Source organism: Klebsiella sp. D-Nf1 (assembly GCF_002810515.1).
In the GTDB taxonomy this organism is placed as follows: Bacteria; Pseudomonadota; Gammaproteobacteria; order Enterobacterales; family Enterobacteriaceae; genus Klebsiella; species Klebsiella variicola.
On record NZ_PIOK01000004.1, the window covers coordinates 35787 to 53576 of the forward strand.

Annotated in this window: 12 protein-coding genes; 11 read left to right on the forward strand and 1 reads right to left on the reverse strand. The window is 60.5% G+C overall.

All coding sequences use genetic code 11. The features are described 5' to 3' along the window. Positions 1 to 3 precede the first annotated feature (3 nt). The 3 genes from CWM54_RS16935 to CWM54_RS16940 all read left to right on the forward strand — a co-directional run bounded on the left by CWM54_RS16935 (position 4) and on the right by CWM54_RS16940 (position 1810). Positions 4 to 705, forward strand: coding sequence for a response regulator transcription factor (locus CWM54_RS16935; RefSeq protein WP_061153908.1), 702 nt, complete (start codon positions 4 to 6; stop codon positions 703 to 705). Positions 706 to 942: 237 nt separating this feature from the next. After that, positions 943 to 1083: a small membrane protein gene (locus tag CWM54_RS28715; protein WP_046621842.1), complete on the forward strand. Its 141-nt coding sequence runs from the start codon at positions 943 to 945 to the stop codon at positions 1081 to 1083. Between the two features lie 115 nt (positions 1084 to 1198). Next, positions 1199 to 1810: a helix-turn-helix transcriptional regulator gene (locus tag CWM54_RS16940; RefSeq protein ID WP_100697907.1), complete on the forward strand. Its 612-nt coding sequence runs from the start codon at positions 1199 to 1201 to the stop codon at positions 1808 to 1810. Positions 1811 to 2084: 274 nt separating this feature from the next. On the opposite strand, the gene CWM54_RS16945 is transcribed toward CWM54_RS16940, so the two are convergent. Next, positions 2085 to 3359: a dicarboxylate/amino acid:cation symporter gene (locus tag CWM54_RS16945; RefSeq protein WP_100676375.1), complete on the reverse strand. Its 1275-nt coding sequence runs from the start codon at positions 3357 to 3359 to the stop codon at positions 2085 to 2087. 300 nt (positions 3360 to 3659) lie between these two features. Between CWM54_RS16945 and CWM54_RS16950 the strand changes: the two genes are divergently transcribed. The 8 genes from CWM54_RS16950 (at position 3660) to yegS (ending at position 17552) form a co-directional block, all read left to right on the forward strand. Next, positions 3660 to 4898, forward strand: a complete 1239-nt coding sequence (locus CWM54_RS16950) for an MdtA/MuxA family multidrug efflux RND transporter periplasmic adaptor subunit (RefSeq protein WP_100681751.1) — start codon at positions 3660 to 3662, stop codon at positions 4896 to 4898. Beyond that, positions 4898 to 8020, forward strand: coding sequence for an MdtB/MuxB family multidrug efflux RND transporter permease subunit (locus CWM54_RS16955; RefSeq protein ID WP_100631173.1), 3123 nt, complete (start codon positions 4898 to 4900; stop codon positions 8018 to 8020). Before CWM54_RS16950 ends, CWM54_RS16955 begins: the two co-directional genes overlap by 1 nt. Then, positions 8021 to 11098 carry a multidrug efflux RND transporter permease subunit MdtC gene (gene mdtC / locus CWM54_RS16960; protein WP_100697909.1) on the forward strand — a complete coding sequence of 1026 codons (3078 nt, stop codon included), beginning with the start codon at positions 8021 to 8023 and terminating at the stop codon, positions 11096 to 11098. It begins immediately after the preceding gene. Position 11099: 1 nt separating this feature from the next. Beyond that, on the forward strand, positions 11100 to 12515 hold the full coding sequence (locus CWM54_RS16965) for an MFS transporter (protein ID WP_100697911.1): 1416 nt from the start codon (positions 11100 to 11102) through the stop codon (positions 12513 to 12515). Then, positions 12512 to 14014: a two-component system sensor histidine kinase BaeS gene (gene baeS / locus CWM54_RS16970; protein ID WP_100697913.1), complete on the forward strand. Its 1503-nt coding sequence runs from the start codon at positions 12512 to 12514 to the stop codon at positions 14012 to 14014. The genes CWM54_RS16965 and baeS overlap by 4 nt, the downstream gene beginning before the upstream one ends. Then, positions 14011 to 14733, forward strand: coding sequence for a two-component system response regulator BaeR (gene baeR / locus CWM54_RS16975; RefSeq protein WP_004201558.1), 723 nt, complete (start codon positions 14011 to 14013; stop codon positions 14731 to 14733). Before baeS ends, baeR begins: the two co-directional genes overlap by 4 nt. Positions 14734 to 15051: 318 nt before the next feature. Next, entirely contained in the window at positions 15052 to 16413 is a 1362-nt protein-coding gene (gene yegQ, locus CWM54_RS16980; protein WP_008804076.1) for a tRNA 5-hydroxyuridine modification protein YegQ, read from the forward strand. A 242-nt stretch (positions 16414 to 16655) separates the two neighbouring features. Further along, the gene (gene yegS, locus CWM54_RS16985; RefSeq protein ID WP_008804075.1) at positions 16656 to 17552 is read left to right on the forward strand and encodes a lipid kinase YegS; all 897 of its coding nucleotides are present in this window, start codon (positions 16656 to 16658) and stop codon (positions 17550 to 17552) included. Positions 17553 to 17790: the final 238 nt, after the last annotated feature.

The following is a 17790-nucleotide window of genomic DNA, read 5'->3' on the forward strand; positions in this document are numbered from 1 at the left end:
TCCATGGCTTTACGACTGGCAATAATTGAAGATAACCCCGATCTGCTGGATGAATTGCTGGCCTGGCTGGGCTATCGCGGCTTCGAGGTGTGGGGCACGCGCAGCGCCGAAGCCTTCTGGCGGCAACTGCACAGCCATCCGGTGGACATCGTGCTGATTGATATTGGCCTGCCCGGTGAAGATGGCTTCAGCGTGCTGAACTACCTGCATGAGCTGGGAAACTACGGCCTGGTGGTGGTCAGCGCCCGCGGCCAGCAGCAGGATAAACTGCAGGCGCTCAGCCTTGGGGCCGATGCATACCTGATTAAGCCGGTTAACTTCGCCCATCTTGCGGAGACCCTCACCGCCCTTGGCGCCCGCCTGCAGCAGGATCGACCGGCCGTCCTCCAGCCGGAGCCAGTCAGCGCCGCGTCCTCCGCTACCACCGGCCTGTGGCGTTTGCATGAAGATAAACTGATCTCGCCCGACGCCCGGACGCTGGAGTTAACCCAGCAGGAGTACCGTCTGGTGGAGCTGTTGATGCGCAATCGCAACGAGGTATGCAGTAAGCTGGACCTCCATGCCTGCCTGTTTTCCCACGAAAGTGAGCCTGACCTGCACCGCATCGACGTGGTGATTAGCCGCCTGCGCCATAAGGCGCGCCAGCAAGGGATCCACCTGCCCGTTCGTGCGATCTTTGGCAAAGGACTGGCGTTTATTTCCTGATCGATGGCGCGCTCTGGGCACTGCGCCGGATATGAATAACTCGCAAGTGTTAATTTTTCTCATTTTCTGAGAGAAATGAGAGGAATGAGACTGACGATGCGCTTAAGAACTTTCTTATAGTGCTAGCACATCAGGATGATGTCGTATGATTTTCAGTGGACAGGAAAACATATAACAAAACGTAATAGCCGTTCGCGGTAAATTCTGACAGCATACAGCACAGACAAGGTAAAAACGATGGCCATGCAAACGTGGTTAATTTTATTGCTATGCATTTTTTTCTTCAGTATCTCTGTATACAGTTTTATTTCCTATCTGAAAGACAGGAGACGGCAGAAGTTTACGTTTAACGATAAGCGTTCGACGCGTCGTAAATAATTCACTTTATAATAATAAAAAACGATTGCAGGTACTTTTATAAAATCAAAACACCGCATACGCCCGGAGGATTTGTCACAGCATGGCGTTATGTTTTGCATAAGGAAATAACGCCATGAGAAACATTAATGTCACCATCAACACCCGCAACACCTTTGTGCGCGAATCGCTGGTCGCCATGGTTAATGACCTCGCCCGCGACGATATGCGGGCCCGTTTCTCCTGGCGCAATAACGACCTGTCAGGCGAAGACATTATTATTTGCGAAGTGATCCCCGGTGAAATTTACCTGTGTAATGCCTTGATTAAAAACAGGAAAAAAGGCAGCTCCCTGATCATTCTCCACAGCTATGACCAGCTGCCGGAAGACGATTTCATGATTAATTGCCTGAAAGGGGTGATTTTTGTTTCGCTGAAAACGGCCAGTATTCCTCAGCTGCTGGCAATCATCAAAAGCGAGCTACAGCATTGCATGGACCCGTCGGCCACTGACGCCACGAGCCGGGAACTGAGCTGCGCCAGCTGCCCGCATCGCGTACTGTCGCGATCGCAGACCGCTGTAGTGCACGGTATTCTTGAAGGGCTGGATATGAGTAAAATCGCCGCCCTGCAGCGCGTCAGTCCCCGCACCGCGGCTTACCATAAGAATAAGATTATGGAAAAATACAGCCTGAATAATAACCATGACTTTTTCCAGTTTATGAATCTGTTACGTGAGCGCTGGTAGGCAAATAGCGAACGGAAGAGAATAAGATATTCCCGTAGTGATATTGTCGGGAATCCGAAAATAGCCGCAGGATGCTAAAAAAGCGCCAGCGCTGCCGAACATAACGTTAAACTCTGACGCTTCCTCGGTATAAAGACGTTACCGCGCGTTTTTATATAAGAAAAAAGACTATTTACGAGGAAAACTGATACTTCGTCACATTGCCCCTGGCGTGCCTGTCAGGGGCCTTTTTTTCCGTGTGGAATAGCGCCCTCAGTGGAAGGGCGCGGCAGGATCAGGCTTCCGCTTTCTCTGCCTCCCATGCCGGTTCATTCCCCTCTTCGGCCAGCAGACCTTCGTTTTTCGACAGCATGGCGGTGGCGATGCCGTTACCCAACACGTTGATGGCGGAACGCCCCATGTCGAGGAAGTGGTCGATGCCCATCAGCAGCAGGATCCCGGCAACCGGAATATTGAAGCTGGGGATCGTGGCCGCCAGCACCACCAGCGCCGAGCGCGGCACCCCGGCGATGCCTTTCGAGGCCAGCATCAGGGTCAACATCATGACCGTAATCTCGCTAAAGCTCAGCGGCACGTTATAGGCCTGGGCGATAAACATCGCGGCGAAGGAGCAGTAGACCATCGAGCCAACGAGGTTAAACGAGTAGCCAATCGGCAGGACGAACGAGACGATATTGCGCGAGCAGCCAAACTTCACCAGGCGCTCAAGGGTTTTCGGATAGGCCGCTTCGGAGCTGCTGGTAGTAAACGCCACCAGCACCGGGTCCTTCAGCATGTTCAGCAGACGGAAGACCTCTTTCTTCAGCACCATATAGCCGACGGCAATCAGCACCGCGCTGGTCAACAGCACCGCCAGGTAGTAACCGCCAATGAATGAAGCGTAGTTGAGCAGGATCCCCAGCCCCTGCGAGGCAATCACCGAGGAAATGGCGGCGAAGATAGCCAGCGGCGCAACGTACATCACATAGCCCGTCACCTTCAGCATAATGTGCGACACCACGTTGAGCGCCGCCACCAGTGGGGCATTAAACTTCTCGCCCAGCGACGCGCCGGCGATGCCAAAGAACATCGAGAACACCACGATCTGCAGGATCTCGTTGTTGGCCATCGCCTCGGTGATGCTGGTGGGGATGGTGTGCGACAGGAATCCTTTCAGGCTCATACCGCTGACCGCCAGACCGGTATCCACCGCCTCTTTCGGCACCGCCAGGTTTAACCCTGCGCCCGGGTGCTGGAAGGTGACGATCACCAGCCCGACGAGAATGGATAATACCGAGGAGGTGATGAACCACACCATCGCCTTCCCGCCTACCCGGCCAATGGTCGCCGTCTCGCCGAGGCGCATAATGCCGACCGTCAGGGTGCTGAACACCAACGGCGCGATGACCATTTTGATCAACCGCAGAAACAGATCGGTCAGCAGCGTAATGTTGTCCGCCCAGGCGGAGATAGTGGTCGGCGTCGCGTAGGCATGGATAGCCGCGCCGGAGAGGATCCCCATCAGCATAAAGATGACGATGAAGAGCGTGAGTTTGTTTGCGTTTGCCACAGCAATGACCCCTGATTATTTAACACGTTGATTTTTAAGTGCATATTTTATTATTATGGAAATGCACTGATTTATTCACCGCATAAATCTAATTAAAGCCCTCCCGGATACAACTGTTTTTTACTTTTTTAAACTAAAAGTTGATATCACCACAGGAATCGGTTGCGAGACCGCCCGGCGTCGCGGCGGTTATCCAGACATTTCTCAACCTTCTTTTCATAATTCCTCCATTTTTACGGCCCCTTCCCTCACTAAACTAGTATCATTCAGCGAAACGCTTCAGGATGAGACCGTAAACTAATGAAAGGCAGTAACATACGTCGTTGGGGCGCCGCGCTGGCGGTAGTGATTATCGCCGGAGCCGCCTACTGGTTCTGGCACGATCGTGACACGAGCGGCAGCAGCGCTCCCGCAGCAGGACAAGGCCCGCAGGGGCCGGGCGGCGCGCGTCATGGCCGTTTCGGCGGCGCGCTGGCGCCGGTGCAGGCGGCCACCGCGACCGAACAAGCGGTGCCGCGCTATCTCACCGGGCTGGGTACCGTGACGGCGGCCAATACCGTGACCGTGCGCAGCCGGGTCGACGGCCAGCTGCTGAGCCTTCACTTCCAGGAGGGACAGCAGGTCAAAGCCGGCGACCTGCTGGCGCAGATCGACCCCAGCCAGTTTAAAGTCGCCCTCGCCCAGGCGCAGGGTCAGCTGGCGAAAGATAACGCCACCCTGGCGAACGCCCGCCGCGATCTCGCTCGTTACCAGCAGCTGGTGAAAACCAATCTCGTCTCCCGCCAGGAGCTGGACACCCAGCAGTCGCTGGTGGTGGAATCCGCCGGCACCGTGAAGGCCGATGAAGCCGCCGTCGCCAGCGCCCAGCTGCAGCTCGACTGGACGCGCATCACCGCGCCGATTGACGGCCGCGTCGGCTTAAAGCAGGTGGATATTGGCAACCAGATCTCCAGCGGGGATACCACCGGGATTGTGGTTCTCACCCAGACGCACCCGATCGACGTAGTCTTCACCCTGCCGGAAAACAGCATCGCCACGGTGGTGCAGGCGCAGAAAGCGGGCAAAGCGCTCAGCGTCGAAGCCTGGGATCGCACCAATAAACAGAAAATCAGCGTCGGCGAGCTGCTGAGTCTCGACAACCAGATCGATGCGACCACCGGGACCATCAAGCTGAAAGCGCGCTTCAGCAATCTGGACGACGCGCTGTTCCCCAACCAGTTCGTTAACGCCCGCCTGCTGGTGGATACCGAAGAGAACGCGGTGGTGATCCCCGCTGCCGCCCTGCAGATGGGCAACGAAGGGCATTTTGTGTGGGTGCTGAACGACGAGAATAAGGTCAGCAAACACAGCGTGACGCCCGGCATCCAGGACAGCCAGAAAGTGGTCATTAGCGCCGGGCTTTCCGCCGGGGATCGCGTGGTCACCGACGGGATTGACCGCCTGACCGAGGGGGCGAAGGTGGAAGTTGTCACCGCCAGCGGCAGCGAGCAGGCGCAGCCCGCTCCGCGCCAGAGCGGTAAACACGGAGCGCGTTCCTGATGCAGGTGTTACCCCCAGGCCGCACCGGCGGCCCGTCCCGGCTGTTTATTATGCGTCCGGTCGCCACCACCCTGCTGATGGTGGCGATCCTGTTAGCCGGGATCATCGGCTACCGCTTCCTGCCGGTCTCCGCCCTGCCGGAGGTCGATTACCCGACCATTCAGGTGGTTACCCTCTATCCGGGCGCCAGCCCGGACGTGGTGACCTCCGCTATCACCGCCCCGCTGGAGCGCCAGTTCGGCCAGATGTCCGGCCTTAAGCAGATGTCGTCGCAAAGCTCCGGCGGCGCCTCGGTAGTCACGCTGCAGTTCCAGCTGACCCTGCCGCTGGACGTCGCCGAGCAGGAAGTGCAGGCGGCCATTAACGCCGCCACCAACCTGCTGCCGAGCGATCTGCCCAACCCGCCGGTGTACAGCAAGGTGAACCCAGCGGATCCGCCGATCATGACCCTCGCCGTCACCTCCTCCGCGATCCCGATGACCCAGGTGGAGGATATGGTGGAGACGCGGGTGGCGCAGAAGATCTCCCAGGTTTCCGGCGTCGGTCTGGTGACCCTCGCCGGCGGCCAGCGCCCGGCGGTGCGGGTGAAGCTTAACGCCCAGGCCATCGCCGCCCTCGGCCTGACCAGCGAAACCGTGCGCACCGCTATCACCAGCGCCAACGTTAACTCCGCGAAAGGCAGCCTCGACGGCCCGGCCCGCGCGGTGACGCTTTCCGCTAACGATCAGATGCAGTCCGCTGAGGATTATCGCCGGCTGATTATCGCTTATCAGAACGGGGCGCCGATCCGTCTCGGCGATGTCGCCAGCGTCGAACAAGGCGCCGAGAACAGCTGGCTCGGGGCGTGGGCCAACCAGCAGCGGGCCATCGTGATGAACGTCCAGCGCCAGCCGGGGGCCAACATCATCGACACTGCCGACAGCATTCGCCAGATGCTGCCGCAGCTCACCGAGAGCCTGCCAAAATCGGTGAAGGTGCAGGTCCTCTCCGACCGGACCACCAACATTCGCGCCTCGGTGCGTGACACCCAGTTTGAGCTGATGCTGGCCATCGCCCTGGTGGTGATGATCATCTACCTGTTCCTGCGCAACGTCCCGGCGACCATTATTCCCGGCGTCGCGGTGCCGCTGTCGCTGGTGGGCACCTTCGCGGTGATGGTGTTCCTCGACTTCTCGATCAACAACCTGACGCTGATGGCCCTGACCATCGCCACCGGCTTTGTGGTGGATGACGCCATCGTGGTGATCGAGAACATCTCGCGCTATATCGAAAAAGGCGAGAAGCCGCTGGCCGCCGCGCTGAAAGGCGCCGGGGAAATCGGCTTCACCATTATCTCCCTCACCTTCTCGCTGATCGCGGTGCTGATCCCGCTACTGTTTATGGGCGATATCGTCGGCCGTCTGTTCCGCGAATTCGCCGTCACCCTTGCCGTCGCTATTCTTATCTCGGCGGTGGTCTCCCTGACCCTGACGCCGATGATGTGCGCCCGCATGTTAAGCCACGAATCGCTGCGCAAGCAGAACCGTTTCTCCCGGGCCAGCGAGCGTTTCTTCGAACGGGTGATCGCCGTCTATGGCCGCGGACTGAGCCGGGTGCTGAACCATCCGTGGCTAACGCTCGGCGTCGCGCTGAGCACTCTGGCGCTGTCGATCCTCCTGTGGGTCTTTATCCCGAAAGGCTTCTTCCCGATCCAGGATAACGGCATTATTCAGGGCACCTTACAGGCGCCGCAGTCGGTCTCTTTTGCCAGCATGGCCGAGCGCCAACAGCAGGTGGCCAGCATTATCCTTAAGGATCCGGCCGTGGAGAGCCTGACCTCGTTCGTCGGCGTCGACGGCACCAACCCGGCGCTAAACAGCGCCCGTCTGCAGATCAACCTCAAGCCGCTGGATGAACGCGATGACCGCGTCCAGACGGTGATCAGCCGCCTGCAGCAGGCGGTGGACGGCGTCCCGGGCGTGGCGCTCTACCTGCAGCCGACCCAGGATCTGACCATCGACACCACGGTGAGCCGCACCCAGTACCAGTTCACCCTGCAGGCGAACTCCCTGGAGGCGCTGAGCACCTGGGTGCCGCCGCTGCTCAGCCGCCTGCAGGCCCAGCCGCAGCTGGCTGACGTCAGCAGCGACTGGCAGGACAAAGGCCTGGCCGCCTATATCAAGGTGGATCGCGACAGCGCCAGCCGTCTCGGCATCTCAATGGCCGATGTCGATAACGCACTGTACAACGCCTTCGGCCAGCGGCTGATCTCCACCATTTACACTCAGGCGAATCAGTATCGCGTGGTGCTCGAGCAGGATACTGAGGCGACGCCGGGCCTGGCGGCACTGGATAATATCCGCCTGACCAGCAGCGACGGCGGCATCGTGCCGCTGACCGCCATCGCCACGGTGGAGCAGCGCTTTACCCCGCTGTCGGTGAACCACCTCGATCAGTTCCCGGTGACCACCATCTCGTTTAACGTCCCGGACAACTATTCGCTGGGCGAAGCGGTGGACGCGATCCTCGCCGCCGAACAGTCACTGGATTTCCCGACCGATATCCGCACCCAGTTCCAGGGCAGCTCGCTGGCCTTCCAGTCGGCGCTCGGCAGCACCGTCTGGCTGGTGGTCGCCGCGGTGGTGGCGATGTATATCGTGCTGGGGGTGCTGTATGAGAGCTTTATCCATCCGATCACGATCCTCTCCACCCTGCCCACCGCCGGGGTCGGGGCGCTGCTGGCGCTGTGGCTGGCGGGGAGCGAGCTGGATGTGATCGCCATCATCGGCATCATTCTGCTGATCGGCATCGTGAAGAAGAACGCCATCATGATGATCGACTTCGCGCTGGCCGCCGAACGCGAGCAGGGCATGCCGCCGCGGGAAGCGATCTACCAGGCCTGTCTGCTGCGTTTTCGGCCGATCCTGATGACGACCCTCGCCGCCCTGCTCGGCGCCCTGCCGCTGATGCTGAGCACCGGCGTCGGCGCGGAGCTGCGGCGTCCGCTGGGGATCGGCATGGTCGGCGGGCTGATGCTCAGCCAGGTGCTGACCCTGTTCACCACCCCGGTGATCTATCTGCTGTTCGACCGCCTGTCGCTGCACCTGAAGCGCCGCTTCCCGCGTCAGGAAGAGGAGGCGTAAGTGAAGTTTTTCGCCCTCTTCATTTACCGCCCGGTGGCGACGATCCTCATCTCGCTGGCCATCACCCTGTGCGGCATTCTCGGCTTCCGGCTGCTGCCGGTAGCCCCGCTGCCGCAGGTGGACTTCCCGGTGATCATGGTCAGCGCCTCGCTGCCGGGGGCCTCCCCGGAGACCATGGCCTCATCGGTGGCCACCCCGCTGGAACGCTCCCTGGGACGGATTGCCGGGGTCAATGAGATGACCTCCTCCAGTTCGCTGGGCAGTACGCGCATCATTCTTGAGTTTAACTTCGACCGCGATATCAACGGCGCGGCGCGCGACGTTCAGGCGGCGATCAACGCCGCGCAAAGCCTGCTGCCGAGCGGGATGCCCAGCCGGCCGACCTACCGTAAAGCCAACCCGTCGGATGCGCCAATCATGATCCTGACGCTGACTTCGGACACCTACTCCCAGGGTGAGCTGTATGATTTCGCCTCCACCCAGCTGGCGCAGACCATCGCGCAGATCGACGGCGTGGGTGATGTCGACGTCGGCGGCAGCTCCCTGCCGGCGGTGCGCGTCGACCTCAACCCGCAGGCGCTGTTCAACCAGGGCGTGTCGCTGGACGCGGTGCGCACCGCCATCAGCGACGCTAACGTGCGCAAACCGCAGGGGGCGCTGGAGGACAGCGCGCACCGCTGGCAGGTGCAGACCAACGATGAGCTGAAGACCGCCGCCGACTATCAGCCGCTGATCGTCCACTACCAGAATGGCGCCGCAGTGCGGCTGGGGGATGTCGCCACCATCTCGGATTCGGTGCAGGATGTACGCAACGCCGGGATGACCAACGCCAAACCGGCGATCCTGCTGATGATCCGCAAACTGCCGGAAGCCAATATTATCCAGACAGTGGACAGCATCCGCGGCCGCCTGCCGGAGCTGCAGCAGACCATTCCGGCGGCCATCGACCTGCAGATCGCTCAGGACCGCTCGCCGACCATCCGCGCCTCGCTGGAGGAGGTGGAGCAGACGCTGGTGATTTCGGTGGCGCTGGTGATCCTCGTGGTGTTCCTGTTCCTGCGCTCGGGGCGCGCCACGCTGATCCCGGCCGTCGCCGTCCCGGTTTCCTTAATCGGTACCTTCGCCGCGATGTATTTGTGCGGCTTCAGCCTCAATAACCTGTCGCTGATGGCTCTGACCATCGCCACCGGCTTCGTGGTGGATGACGCTATCGTGGTGCTGGAGAATATCTCCCGCCATCTGGAAGCGGGGATGAAACCCCTGCAGGCGGCGCTGCAGGGGAGCCGCGAGGTCGGCTTTACCGTGCTGTCGATGAGCCTGTCGCTGGTGGCGGTGTTTCTGCCGCTGCTGCTGATGGGCGGCCTGCCCGGCCGCCTGCTGCGCGAGTTCGCCGTCACCCTGTCGGTGGCGATCGGCATCTCGCTGGCGGTGTCCCTCACCCTGACGCCGATGATGTGCGGCTGGCTGCTCAAAAGCGGCAAGCCCCACCAGCCGACGCGCAACCGCGGCTTTGGCCGCCTGCTGGTGGCCGTGCAGGGCGGCTATGGGAAATCGTTAAAATGGGTGCTCAGGCACAGCCGGCTGACCGGCCTGGTGGTGCTGGGCACCATCGCCCTCAGCGTCTGGCTCTACATTTCGATCCCGAAAACCTTCTTCCCGGAGCAGGACACCGGGGTGCTGATGGGCGGCATTCAGGCCGACCAGAGCATCTCCTTCCAGGCGATGCGCGGCAAGTTGCAGGACTTTATGAAGATCATTCGCGAAGATCCGGCGGTGGATAACGTCACCGGCTTTACCGGCGGCTCGCGGGTCAACAGCGGGATGATGTTTATCACCCTCAAGCCACGGGACCAGCGCCACGAGACGGCGCAGCAGGTGATCGACCGGCTGCGCAAAAAGCTGGCCAACGAGCCCGGGGCCAACCTGTTCCTGATGGCGGTGCAGGATATTCGCGTCGGCGGCCGGCAGTCGAACGCCAGCTATCAGTACACTCTGCTGTCCGATGACCTGTCGGCACTGCGCGAGTGGGAGCCGAAGATCCGCAAAGCGCTGGCGGCACTGCCTGAGCTGGCGGACGTCAACTCGGATCAGCAGGACAATGGCGCCGAAATGGACCTGGTCTATGACCGGGACACGATGTCGCGCCTCGGCATCAGCGTCCAGGACGCCAACAACCTGCTGAACAACGCCTTCGGCCAGCGGCAGATCTCCACCATCTACCAGCCGCTCAACCAGTACAAGGTGGTGATGGAGGTGGATCCGGCCTACACCCAGGACGTCAGCGCCCTCGACAAGATGTTTGTTATCAATAGCGAGGGCAAGCCGATCCCGCTGGCTTATTTCGCCAAATGGCAGCCGGCCAACGCCCCGCTGTCGGTGAACCACCAGGGGCTGTCGGCGGCGTCCACTATCTCCTTTAACCTGCCTACCGGCCGCTCGCTGTCGGAAGCCAGCGACGCCATTAACCGCACGATGACCCAGCTCGGGGTGCCGTCGAGCGTGCGCGGCTCCTTTGCCGGTACCGCCCAGGTATTCCAGCAGACCATGAACGCGCAGGTGATCCTGATCCTCGCGGCTATCGCCACGGTCTATATCGTGCTGGGGATGCTGTATGAGAGCTATGTGCATCCGTTGACCATCCTCTCGACGCTGCCCTCCGCCGGAGTGGGCGCCCTGCTGGCACTGGAGATATTCGATGCCCCGTTCAGCCTAATCGCCCTTATCGGGATCATGTTATTAATTGGCATCGTGAAGAAAAACGCCATCATGATGGTTGATTTTGCCCTTGAGGCGCAGCGTAACGGCAATCTGGCGCCGGAAGAGGCGATTTTCCAGGCCTGCCTGCTGCGTTTCCGGCCGATTATGATGACCACTCTGGCGGCACTGTTCGGCGCCCTGCCGCTGGTGCTCTCCGGGGGCGATGGCTCCGAGCTGCGCCAGCCGCTGGGGATCACCATCGTCGGCGGTCTGGTGATGAGCCAGCTGTTAACGCTCTACACCACGCCGGTGGTCTATCTTTTCTTTGACCGTTTACGGCTGCGTTTTTCGCGTCACTCCTCTCAACCGGTAAGCGAATAACATGACAGACCTCCCGGCCAGCGTGCGCTGGCAGCTATGGATAGTGGCGTTCGGCTTCTTTATGCAGTCGCTGGACACCACCATCGTTAACACCGCCCTCCCCTCGATGGCCAAAAGCCTCGGGGAGAGCCCGCTGCATATGCATATGATCATCGTCTCCTATGTCCTGACGGTGGCGGTCATGCTGCCGGCCAGCGGCTGGCTGGCCGACCGGGTCGGGGTGCGCAATATCTTCTTCACCGCCATCGTGCTGTTTACCGCCGGGTCGCTGTTTTGCGCCCAGGCCAGCACCCTTGACCAGCTGGTGATGGCGCGGGTGCTGCAGGGGGTCGGCGGCGCGATGATGGTGCCGGTCGGTCGCCTGACGGTAATGAAGATCGTCCCGCGCGATCAGTACATGGCGGCGATGACTTTCGTCACCCTGCCGGGCCAGGTTGGCCCGCTGCTCGGCCCGGCGCTGGGCGGGGTGCTGGTGGAGTATGCCTCCTGGCACTGGATCTTCCTCATCAATATCCCGGTGGGGATCGTCGGCGCCATCGCCACCCTCTGCCTGATGCCCAACTACACCCTGCAGACCCGGCGCTTCGATCTCTCCGGCTTTCTGCTGCTGGCCGCCGGGATGGCGACCCTGACCCTGGCGCTCGACGGTCAGAAAGGGCTCGGTATATCGTCACGCTGGCTGGCGGGGCTGGTGGCCGTCGGCCTCGCCGCCCTGCTGCTGTACCTGTGGCACGCCCGCGGTAACGCCCGGGCGCTGTTCAGCCTCCACCTGTTTCGCAACCGCACCTTCTCCCTCGGCCTCGGCGGCAGCTTCGCCGGACGCATCGGCAGCGGCATGCTGCCGTTTATGACCCCGGTGTTTCTGCAGATCGGCCTCGGCTTTACCCCCTTCCACGCCGGGCTGATGATGATCCCGATGGTGCTCGGCAGCATGGGCATGAAGCGGATCGTGGTCCAGGTGGTTAACCGCTTCGGCTACCGCCGCGTACTGGTCGTCAGCACCCTGGGCCTGGCGGCGGTCAGTCTGCTGTTTATGTTTAGCGCCCTGGCCGGGTGGTATTACGTGTTGCCGCTGGTCCTGTTTCTGCAGGGGATGATCAACTCCAGTCGCTTCTCCTCGATGAATACCCTGACGCTGAAAGATCTCCCGGACGATCTGGCCAGCAGCGGCAACAGTCTGCTGTCGATGGTGATGCAGCTGTCGATGAGTATCGGCGTGACCATCGCCGGGCTGCTGCTGGGGTTGTATGGCCAGCAGCATATGAGCCTCGACGCCGCCAGCACCCATCAGGTCTTTCTCTATACCTATCTGAGCATGGCGACGATCATCGCCCTCCCGGCGCTCATTTTTTCCCGGGTACCGGATGACGTCGGCAGTAATACCGTCATCCGTCGACGCAACAGGAGTGGATCGTGAAATTTTGGCGCCCGGGCATTACCGGTAAGCTGTTCCTCGCTATTTTCGCCACCTGCATCGTGCTGCTGATCAGCATGCACTGGGCGGTGCGTATCAGTTTCGAACGTGGGTTTATCGACTACATCAAGCGCGGTAATGAGCAGCGGTTAACCATGCTCGGCGACGCGCTGAGTGAGCAGTATGCCCAGCATGGCAGCTGGGCGTTTCTGCGCAACAACGACCGCTTTATCTTCCAGCTGCTGCGCACCTTCGAACGGGACAATGACGACCACTCGCCGCCAGGACACGGCATGAAGCCGGGTCCGATGGAGGGTCAGGGGCCAGATGGGCCGCCGCCGGATGGGCCGCCCGACGGCCCCAGCGACACCCCGCCGCCGAGGCCGGAAATGCCGCCCCACGGCTGGCGCACCATGTTCTGGGTGGTTGATCAGTCGGGCCGCGTGCTGGTGGGGCCCCGTGAGCGCGTACCGGAGGACGGCACCCAACGCAGCATTATGGTCAACGGCGTGGAGGTAGGCAAAGTGATCGCCTCGCCGGTCGAGCGGCTGACGCGCAATACCGATATTAACTTCGACCGGCAGCAAAAGCGCACCAGCTGGCTGATTGTCGCCCTTGCCACCCTGCTTGCCGCGCTGGCCACTTTCCCGCTGGCCCGCGGCCTGCTGGCGCCGGTGAAGCGGCTGGTGGAAGGCACCCATAAGCTGGCGGCGGGCGACTTTTCCACCCGAGTGACGGTGACCGGCGGCGACGAGCTCGGCCGCCTGGCGCAGGATTTCAACCAGCTCGCCAGCACCCTGGAGCGCAACCAGCAGATGCGTCGCGACCTGATGGCCGATATCTCCCATGAGCTGCGTACTCCGCTGGCGGTGCTGCGCGGCGAGCTGGAGGCGATTCAGGATGGAGTCCGGCGCTTCACCCCCGAGTCCATCCCCTCCCTGCAGGCCGAGGTGGCTACCCTCACCAAGCTGGTGGACGACCTCCATCAGCTGTCGATGTCCGATGAGGGGGCGCTGGCCTACCAGAAAACGTCGCTGGATATCATCACCCTGCTGGAAGTGGCCGCGGGCGCTTTTCGCGAGCGCTTCGCCAGCCGGCAGCTGAGTATTCAGGTGTCGTTCCCGGAGCAGGCGATGATCTTCGGCGACCGCGACCGCCTGATGCAGCTCTTCAACAATCTGCTGGAGAACAGCCTGCGCTATACCGACAGCGGCGGCAGCCTGCTGATCACCGCCAGCCGCAGCGGCCGGATGCTGGTGATTGACTTTGCTGATAGCGCCCCCGGGGTCAGCAATGAGCAGCTGGCCCGCCTGTGCGAGCGCTTTTACCGGGTGGAAGGATCGCGCAACCGCGCCAGCGGCGGCTCCGGCCTCGGGCTGGCGATTTGCCTCAATATTGTCGCGGCCCACGGCGGCACCCTGCGTGCCGACCATTCGCCTTTTGGCGGGGTTAGCATTAAAGTTGAGTTACCTCTGGAACATGATTTACCGAGAGACGTATGACTGAATTGCCTGTAGATGAAAACACCCCACGCATTCTTATCGTGGAAGATGAACCGAAGCTCGGCCAGCTGCTGATTGATTATCTGCAAGCCGCCGGCTATGCGCCTACGCTGATTAACCACGGCGACAAGGTCCTGCCCTACGTTCGGCAGACGCCGCCGCACCTGATCCTGCTGGACCTGATGCTGCCCGGTACCGATGGTCTGACGCTGTGCCGGGAAATTCGCCGCTTCTCCGACGTTCCGGTGGTGATGGTGACGGCGAAAATCGAAGAGATCGACCGACTGCTGGGGCTGGAGATTGGCGCCGACGACTATATCTGCAAGCCCTACAGCCCGCGGGAAGTGGTCGCCCGGGTGAAAACCATCCTCCGCCGCTGCAAGCCGCAGCGCGATCTGCAGGCGCTGGACGCCCAGAGCCCGCTGATTGTCGACGAAGGTCGTTTTCAGGCCTCCTGGCGCGACAAGCTGCTGGACCTCACTCCCGCCGAGTTCCGGCTGCTGAAAACCCTCTCCCAGGAGCCGGGCAAGGTCTTCTCCCGCGAACAGTTGCTCAACCATCTGTATGACGATTATCGGGTAGTGACCGACCGCACCATCGACAGCCACATCAAAAACCTGCGGCGCAAGCTGGAGGCGCTGGACGCCGAGCAGTCGTTTATTCGCGCCGTTTACGGCGTTGGCTACCGCTGGGAAGCGGACGCCTGCCGGCTGGCGTAGTTAGCCTTTTCCCGGCTGGCGCTGCGCTTAGCCGGGCTACACGTTCACCGCCGTCTGCAATCCGTAACCCGGGTAAGGCGTTTACGCCGCAACCCGGGGAATTCCATAAAGCCTATCCCACCAGGCGTTATTAGTGCTGTCAGTGTGAGCACAGCCCAGGTTCAAAATGGCAAACCAATTAGCCATGCTGAAAGATACCCATCTGATATTTACTCCCCTTCGCCGCGGCGCTACAATGCCCGCCCTTAATGTGGGGACACTCCCCAACTCGCCGCACCAGGTGCGGCGAATCTGACCTGTCATCAGAACGAGAACACCATGTTTAAACCAGAACTCCTCTCCCCGGCGGGAACGCTGAAGAATATGCGCTACGCTTTCGCCTATGGCGCTGACGCCGTTTATGCCGGCCAGCCGCGCTACTCGCTGCGCGTGCGTAACAACGAATTCAATCACGAAAATCTGCAGCTCGGCATCAATGAAGCCCACGCGCTGGGTAAAAAATTCTATGTGGTGGTCAACATCGCCCCGCATAACGCCAAGCTGAAAACGTTTATTCGCGATCTGAAGCCGGTGGTGGAGATGGGGCCGGACGCGCTGATCATGTCCGATCCGGGTTTAATCATGCTGGTGCGGGAACACTTCCCGGAGATGCCGATCCATCTTTCAGTGCAGGCCAACGCCGTCAACTGGGCGACGGTCAAATTCTGGCAGCAGATGGGGCTGACCCGTGTGATCCTCTCCCGTGAACTGTCGCTGGATGAAATCGAAGAGATTCGCCGCCAGGTGCCGGAGATGGAGATCGAGATTTTCGTCCACGGCGCGCTGTGCATGGCCTACTCCGGCCGCTGCCTGCTCTCCGGGTATATCAACAAGCGCGACCCGAACCAGGGGACCTGCACCAACGCCTGCCGCTGGGAATACAACGTGGCGGAAGGCAAAGAGGACGACGTCGGCAACATCGTCCACAAATATGAGCCGATCCCGGTGCAGACCGTGGAGCCCACCCTCGGCATCGGCGCGCCGACCGATAAAGTCTTTATGATTGAGGAAGCCAAACGTCCGGGCGAGTACATGACCGCCTTTGAGGACGAACACGGCACCTACATCATGAACTCGAAAGATCTGCGGGCTATCGCCCACGTTGAGCGTCTGACCCAGATGGGCGTTCACTCGCTGAAGATCGAAGGCCGCACCAAATCCTTCTACTACTGCGCGCGCACCGCTCAGGTTTACCGCAAGGCCATCGACGATGCCGCCGCCGGCAAACCGTTTGATACCAGCCTGCTGGAGACCCTGGAAGGACTGGCCCACCGCGGGTACACCGAAGGCTTCCTGCGCCGCCATACCCATGACGATTACCAGAACTATGAGTACGGCTACTCCCTCTCCGAGCGCCAGCAGTTTGTCGGCGAATTCACCGGGGAGCGTAACGGCCCGCTGGCGGCCGTGGCGGTCAAAAATAAGTTCAGCGTCGGCGACAGCCTCGAGCTGATGACCCCGCAAGGTAACGTCAACTTCACCCTCGAGCATATGGAAAATGGCAAAGGTGAAGCCATGCCAGTGGCCCCGGGCGATGGCTATACCGTATGGTTGCCTGTGCCGGACGACCTGCCCCTGCAGTATGCGCTGCTGATGCGCAACTTTACTGGTCAGACAACCAGAAATCCGCACGGTAACTAGTTAATTTGCGTTATTTTTTCACGAAGTAAGGATATTAGAATCGGATCACATACCGTTTCGATCGAAACAGGTATCATCCATTTCGCTGAAAAACATAACCCATAAATGCTAGTTGTACCAGGAACCACCTCCTTAGCCTGCGTAATCTCCCTTACGCGGGCTTATTTTTTTGCCTCTCCTCCGGTCTTCGCTTTCGTCATGCGGTACACTTTATGCAACATTGCGCAATAAAGGTTCCCTTGATGATGTCTACGTTTCCTGCCAGCTTACTGATCCTTAACGGCAAAGGTGCCAATGAACCGCAGTTACGCGAGGCGGTTAACCTGTTACGCGACGAAGGGATCGATATTCACGTCCGCGTCACCTGGGAAAAGGGCGATGCCGTGCGGTTTATCGATGAAGCCCTGCAGCTGAACGTTGAAACGGTGATCGCCGGCGGCGGCGACGGCACCATTAATGAAGTGGCGACCGCGCTGGTGGAGCGCGGCAGCAAGATGGCGCTGGGGATTTTACCGCTGGGCACGGCCAACGACTTTGCCACCAGCGTCGGTATTCCGCAGGATCTGGCCAGCGCCCTCAAGCTGGCGATCGTCGGCCGCGATGTGCCGATAGATATCGCCCGGGTGAATGATAAAACCGGCTTTATTAATATGGCGACCGGCGGGTTCGGCACCCGGATCACCACCGAAACGCCGGAAAAACTCAAAGCCGCGCTCGGCGGTGTCTCTTATTTAATCCATGGTCTGATGCGCATGGATACCCTGAAGCCGGACCGCTGCGAGATCCGCGGGGAGAACTTTCACTGGCAGGGCGATGCGCTGGTCATCGGCATCGGCAACGGCCGCCAGGCCGGCGGCGGCCAGCAGCTGTGCCCGGAGGCGTTGATTAACGATGGTCTGCTGCATCTGCGCATTTTCACCGGCGAAGAGCTGATCCCTGCCCTGTTCAGCACCCTGGCGAATCCGGAAAACTCGCCGAATATTGTTGACGGTGTCTCCTCATGGTTTGAGATCACCGCGCCCCATGAGATGACGTTTAACCTCGACGGCGAGCCGCTCAGCGGCAAAACCTTCCGCATGGAGCTGTTACCGGCGGCCCTGCGCTGCCGGCTGCCGCCCGACTGCCCGCTGTTGCGCTGATCAGGCTTCGCAAAGCAAAGACGCCGCCCGGCTGGTATACAGCAGCCGGGTTCGTTGAATGAGCCTCTGAATGTTGAGGTAAAACGGCACCTGCGGCTGCAGGAAAAACCTGTGCAGGATATCGATCCAAACACCGCACTTACATTAATAGACGATATCTACAACCTAAAACCCCTATAATATCAAATAGTTACCCATTAAAATGGGCGCATCTGCCGTGAGACAATGCGCCATAAAG

What these genes read in the sequence shown, in the direction of transcription:
- CWM54_RS16935 (WP_061153908.1), top strand. Translation starts at nt 4, where the DNA reads ATGGCTTTACGACTGGCAATAATTGAAGATAACCCCGATCTGCTGGAT.
- CWM54_RS28715 (WP_046621842.1), top strand. Translation starts at nt 943, where the DNA reads ATGGCCATGCAAACGTGGTTAATTTTATTGCTATGCATTTTTTTCTTC.
- CWM54_RS16940 (WP_100697907.1), top strand. Translation starts at nt 1,199, where the DNA reads ATGAGAAACATTAATGTCACCATCAACACCCGCAACACCTTTGTGCGC.
- CWM54_RS16950 (WP_100681751.1), top strand. Translation starts at nt 3,660, where the DNA reads ATGAAAGGCAGTAACATACGTCGTTGGGGCGCCGCGCTGGCGGTAGTG.
- CWM54_RS16955 (WP_100631173.1), top strand. Translation starts at nt 4,898, where the DNA reads ATGCAGGTGTTACCCCCAGGCCGCACCGGCGGCCCGTCCCGGCTGTTT.
- CWM54_RS16965 (WP_100697911.1), top strand. Translation starts at nt 11,100, where the DNA reads ATGACAGACCTCCCGGCCAGCGTGCGCTGGCAGCTATGGATAGTGGCG.
- baeR (WP_004201558.1), top strand. Translation starts at nt 14,011, where the DNA reads ATGACTGAATTGCCTGTAGATGAAAACACCCCACGCATTCTTATCGTG.
- yegQ (WP_008804076.1), top strand. Translation starts at nt 15,052, where the DNA reads ATGTTTAAACCAGAACTCCTCTCCCCGGCGGGAACGCTGAAGAATATG.
- yegS (WP_008804075.1), top strand. Translation starts at nt 16,656, where the DNA reads ATGATGTCTACGTTTCCTGCCAGCTTACTGATCCTTAACGGCAAAGGT.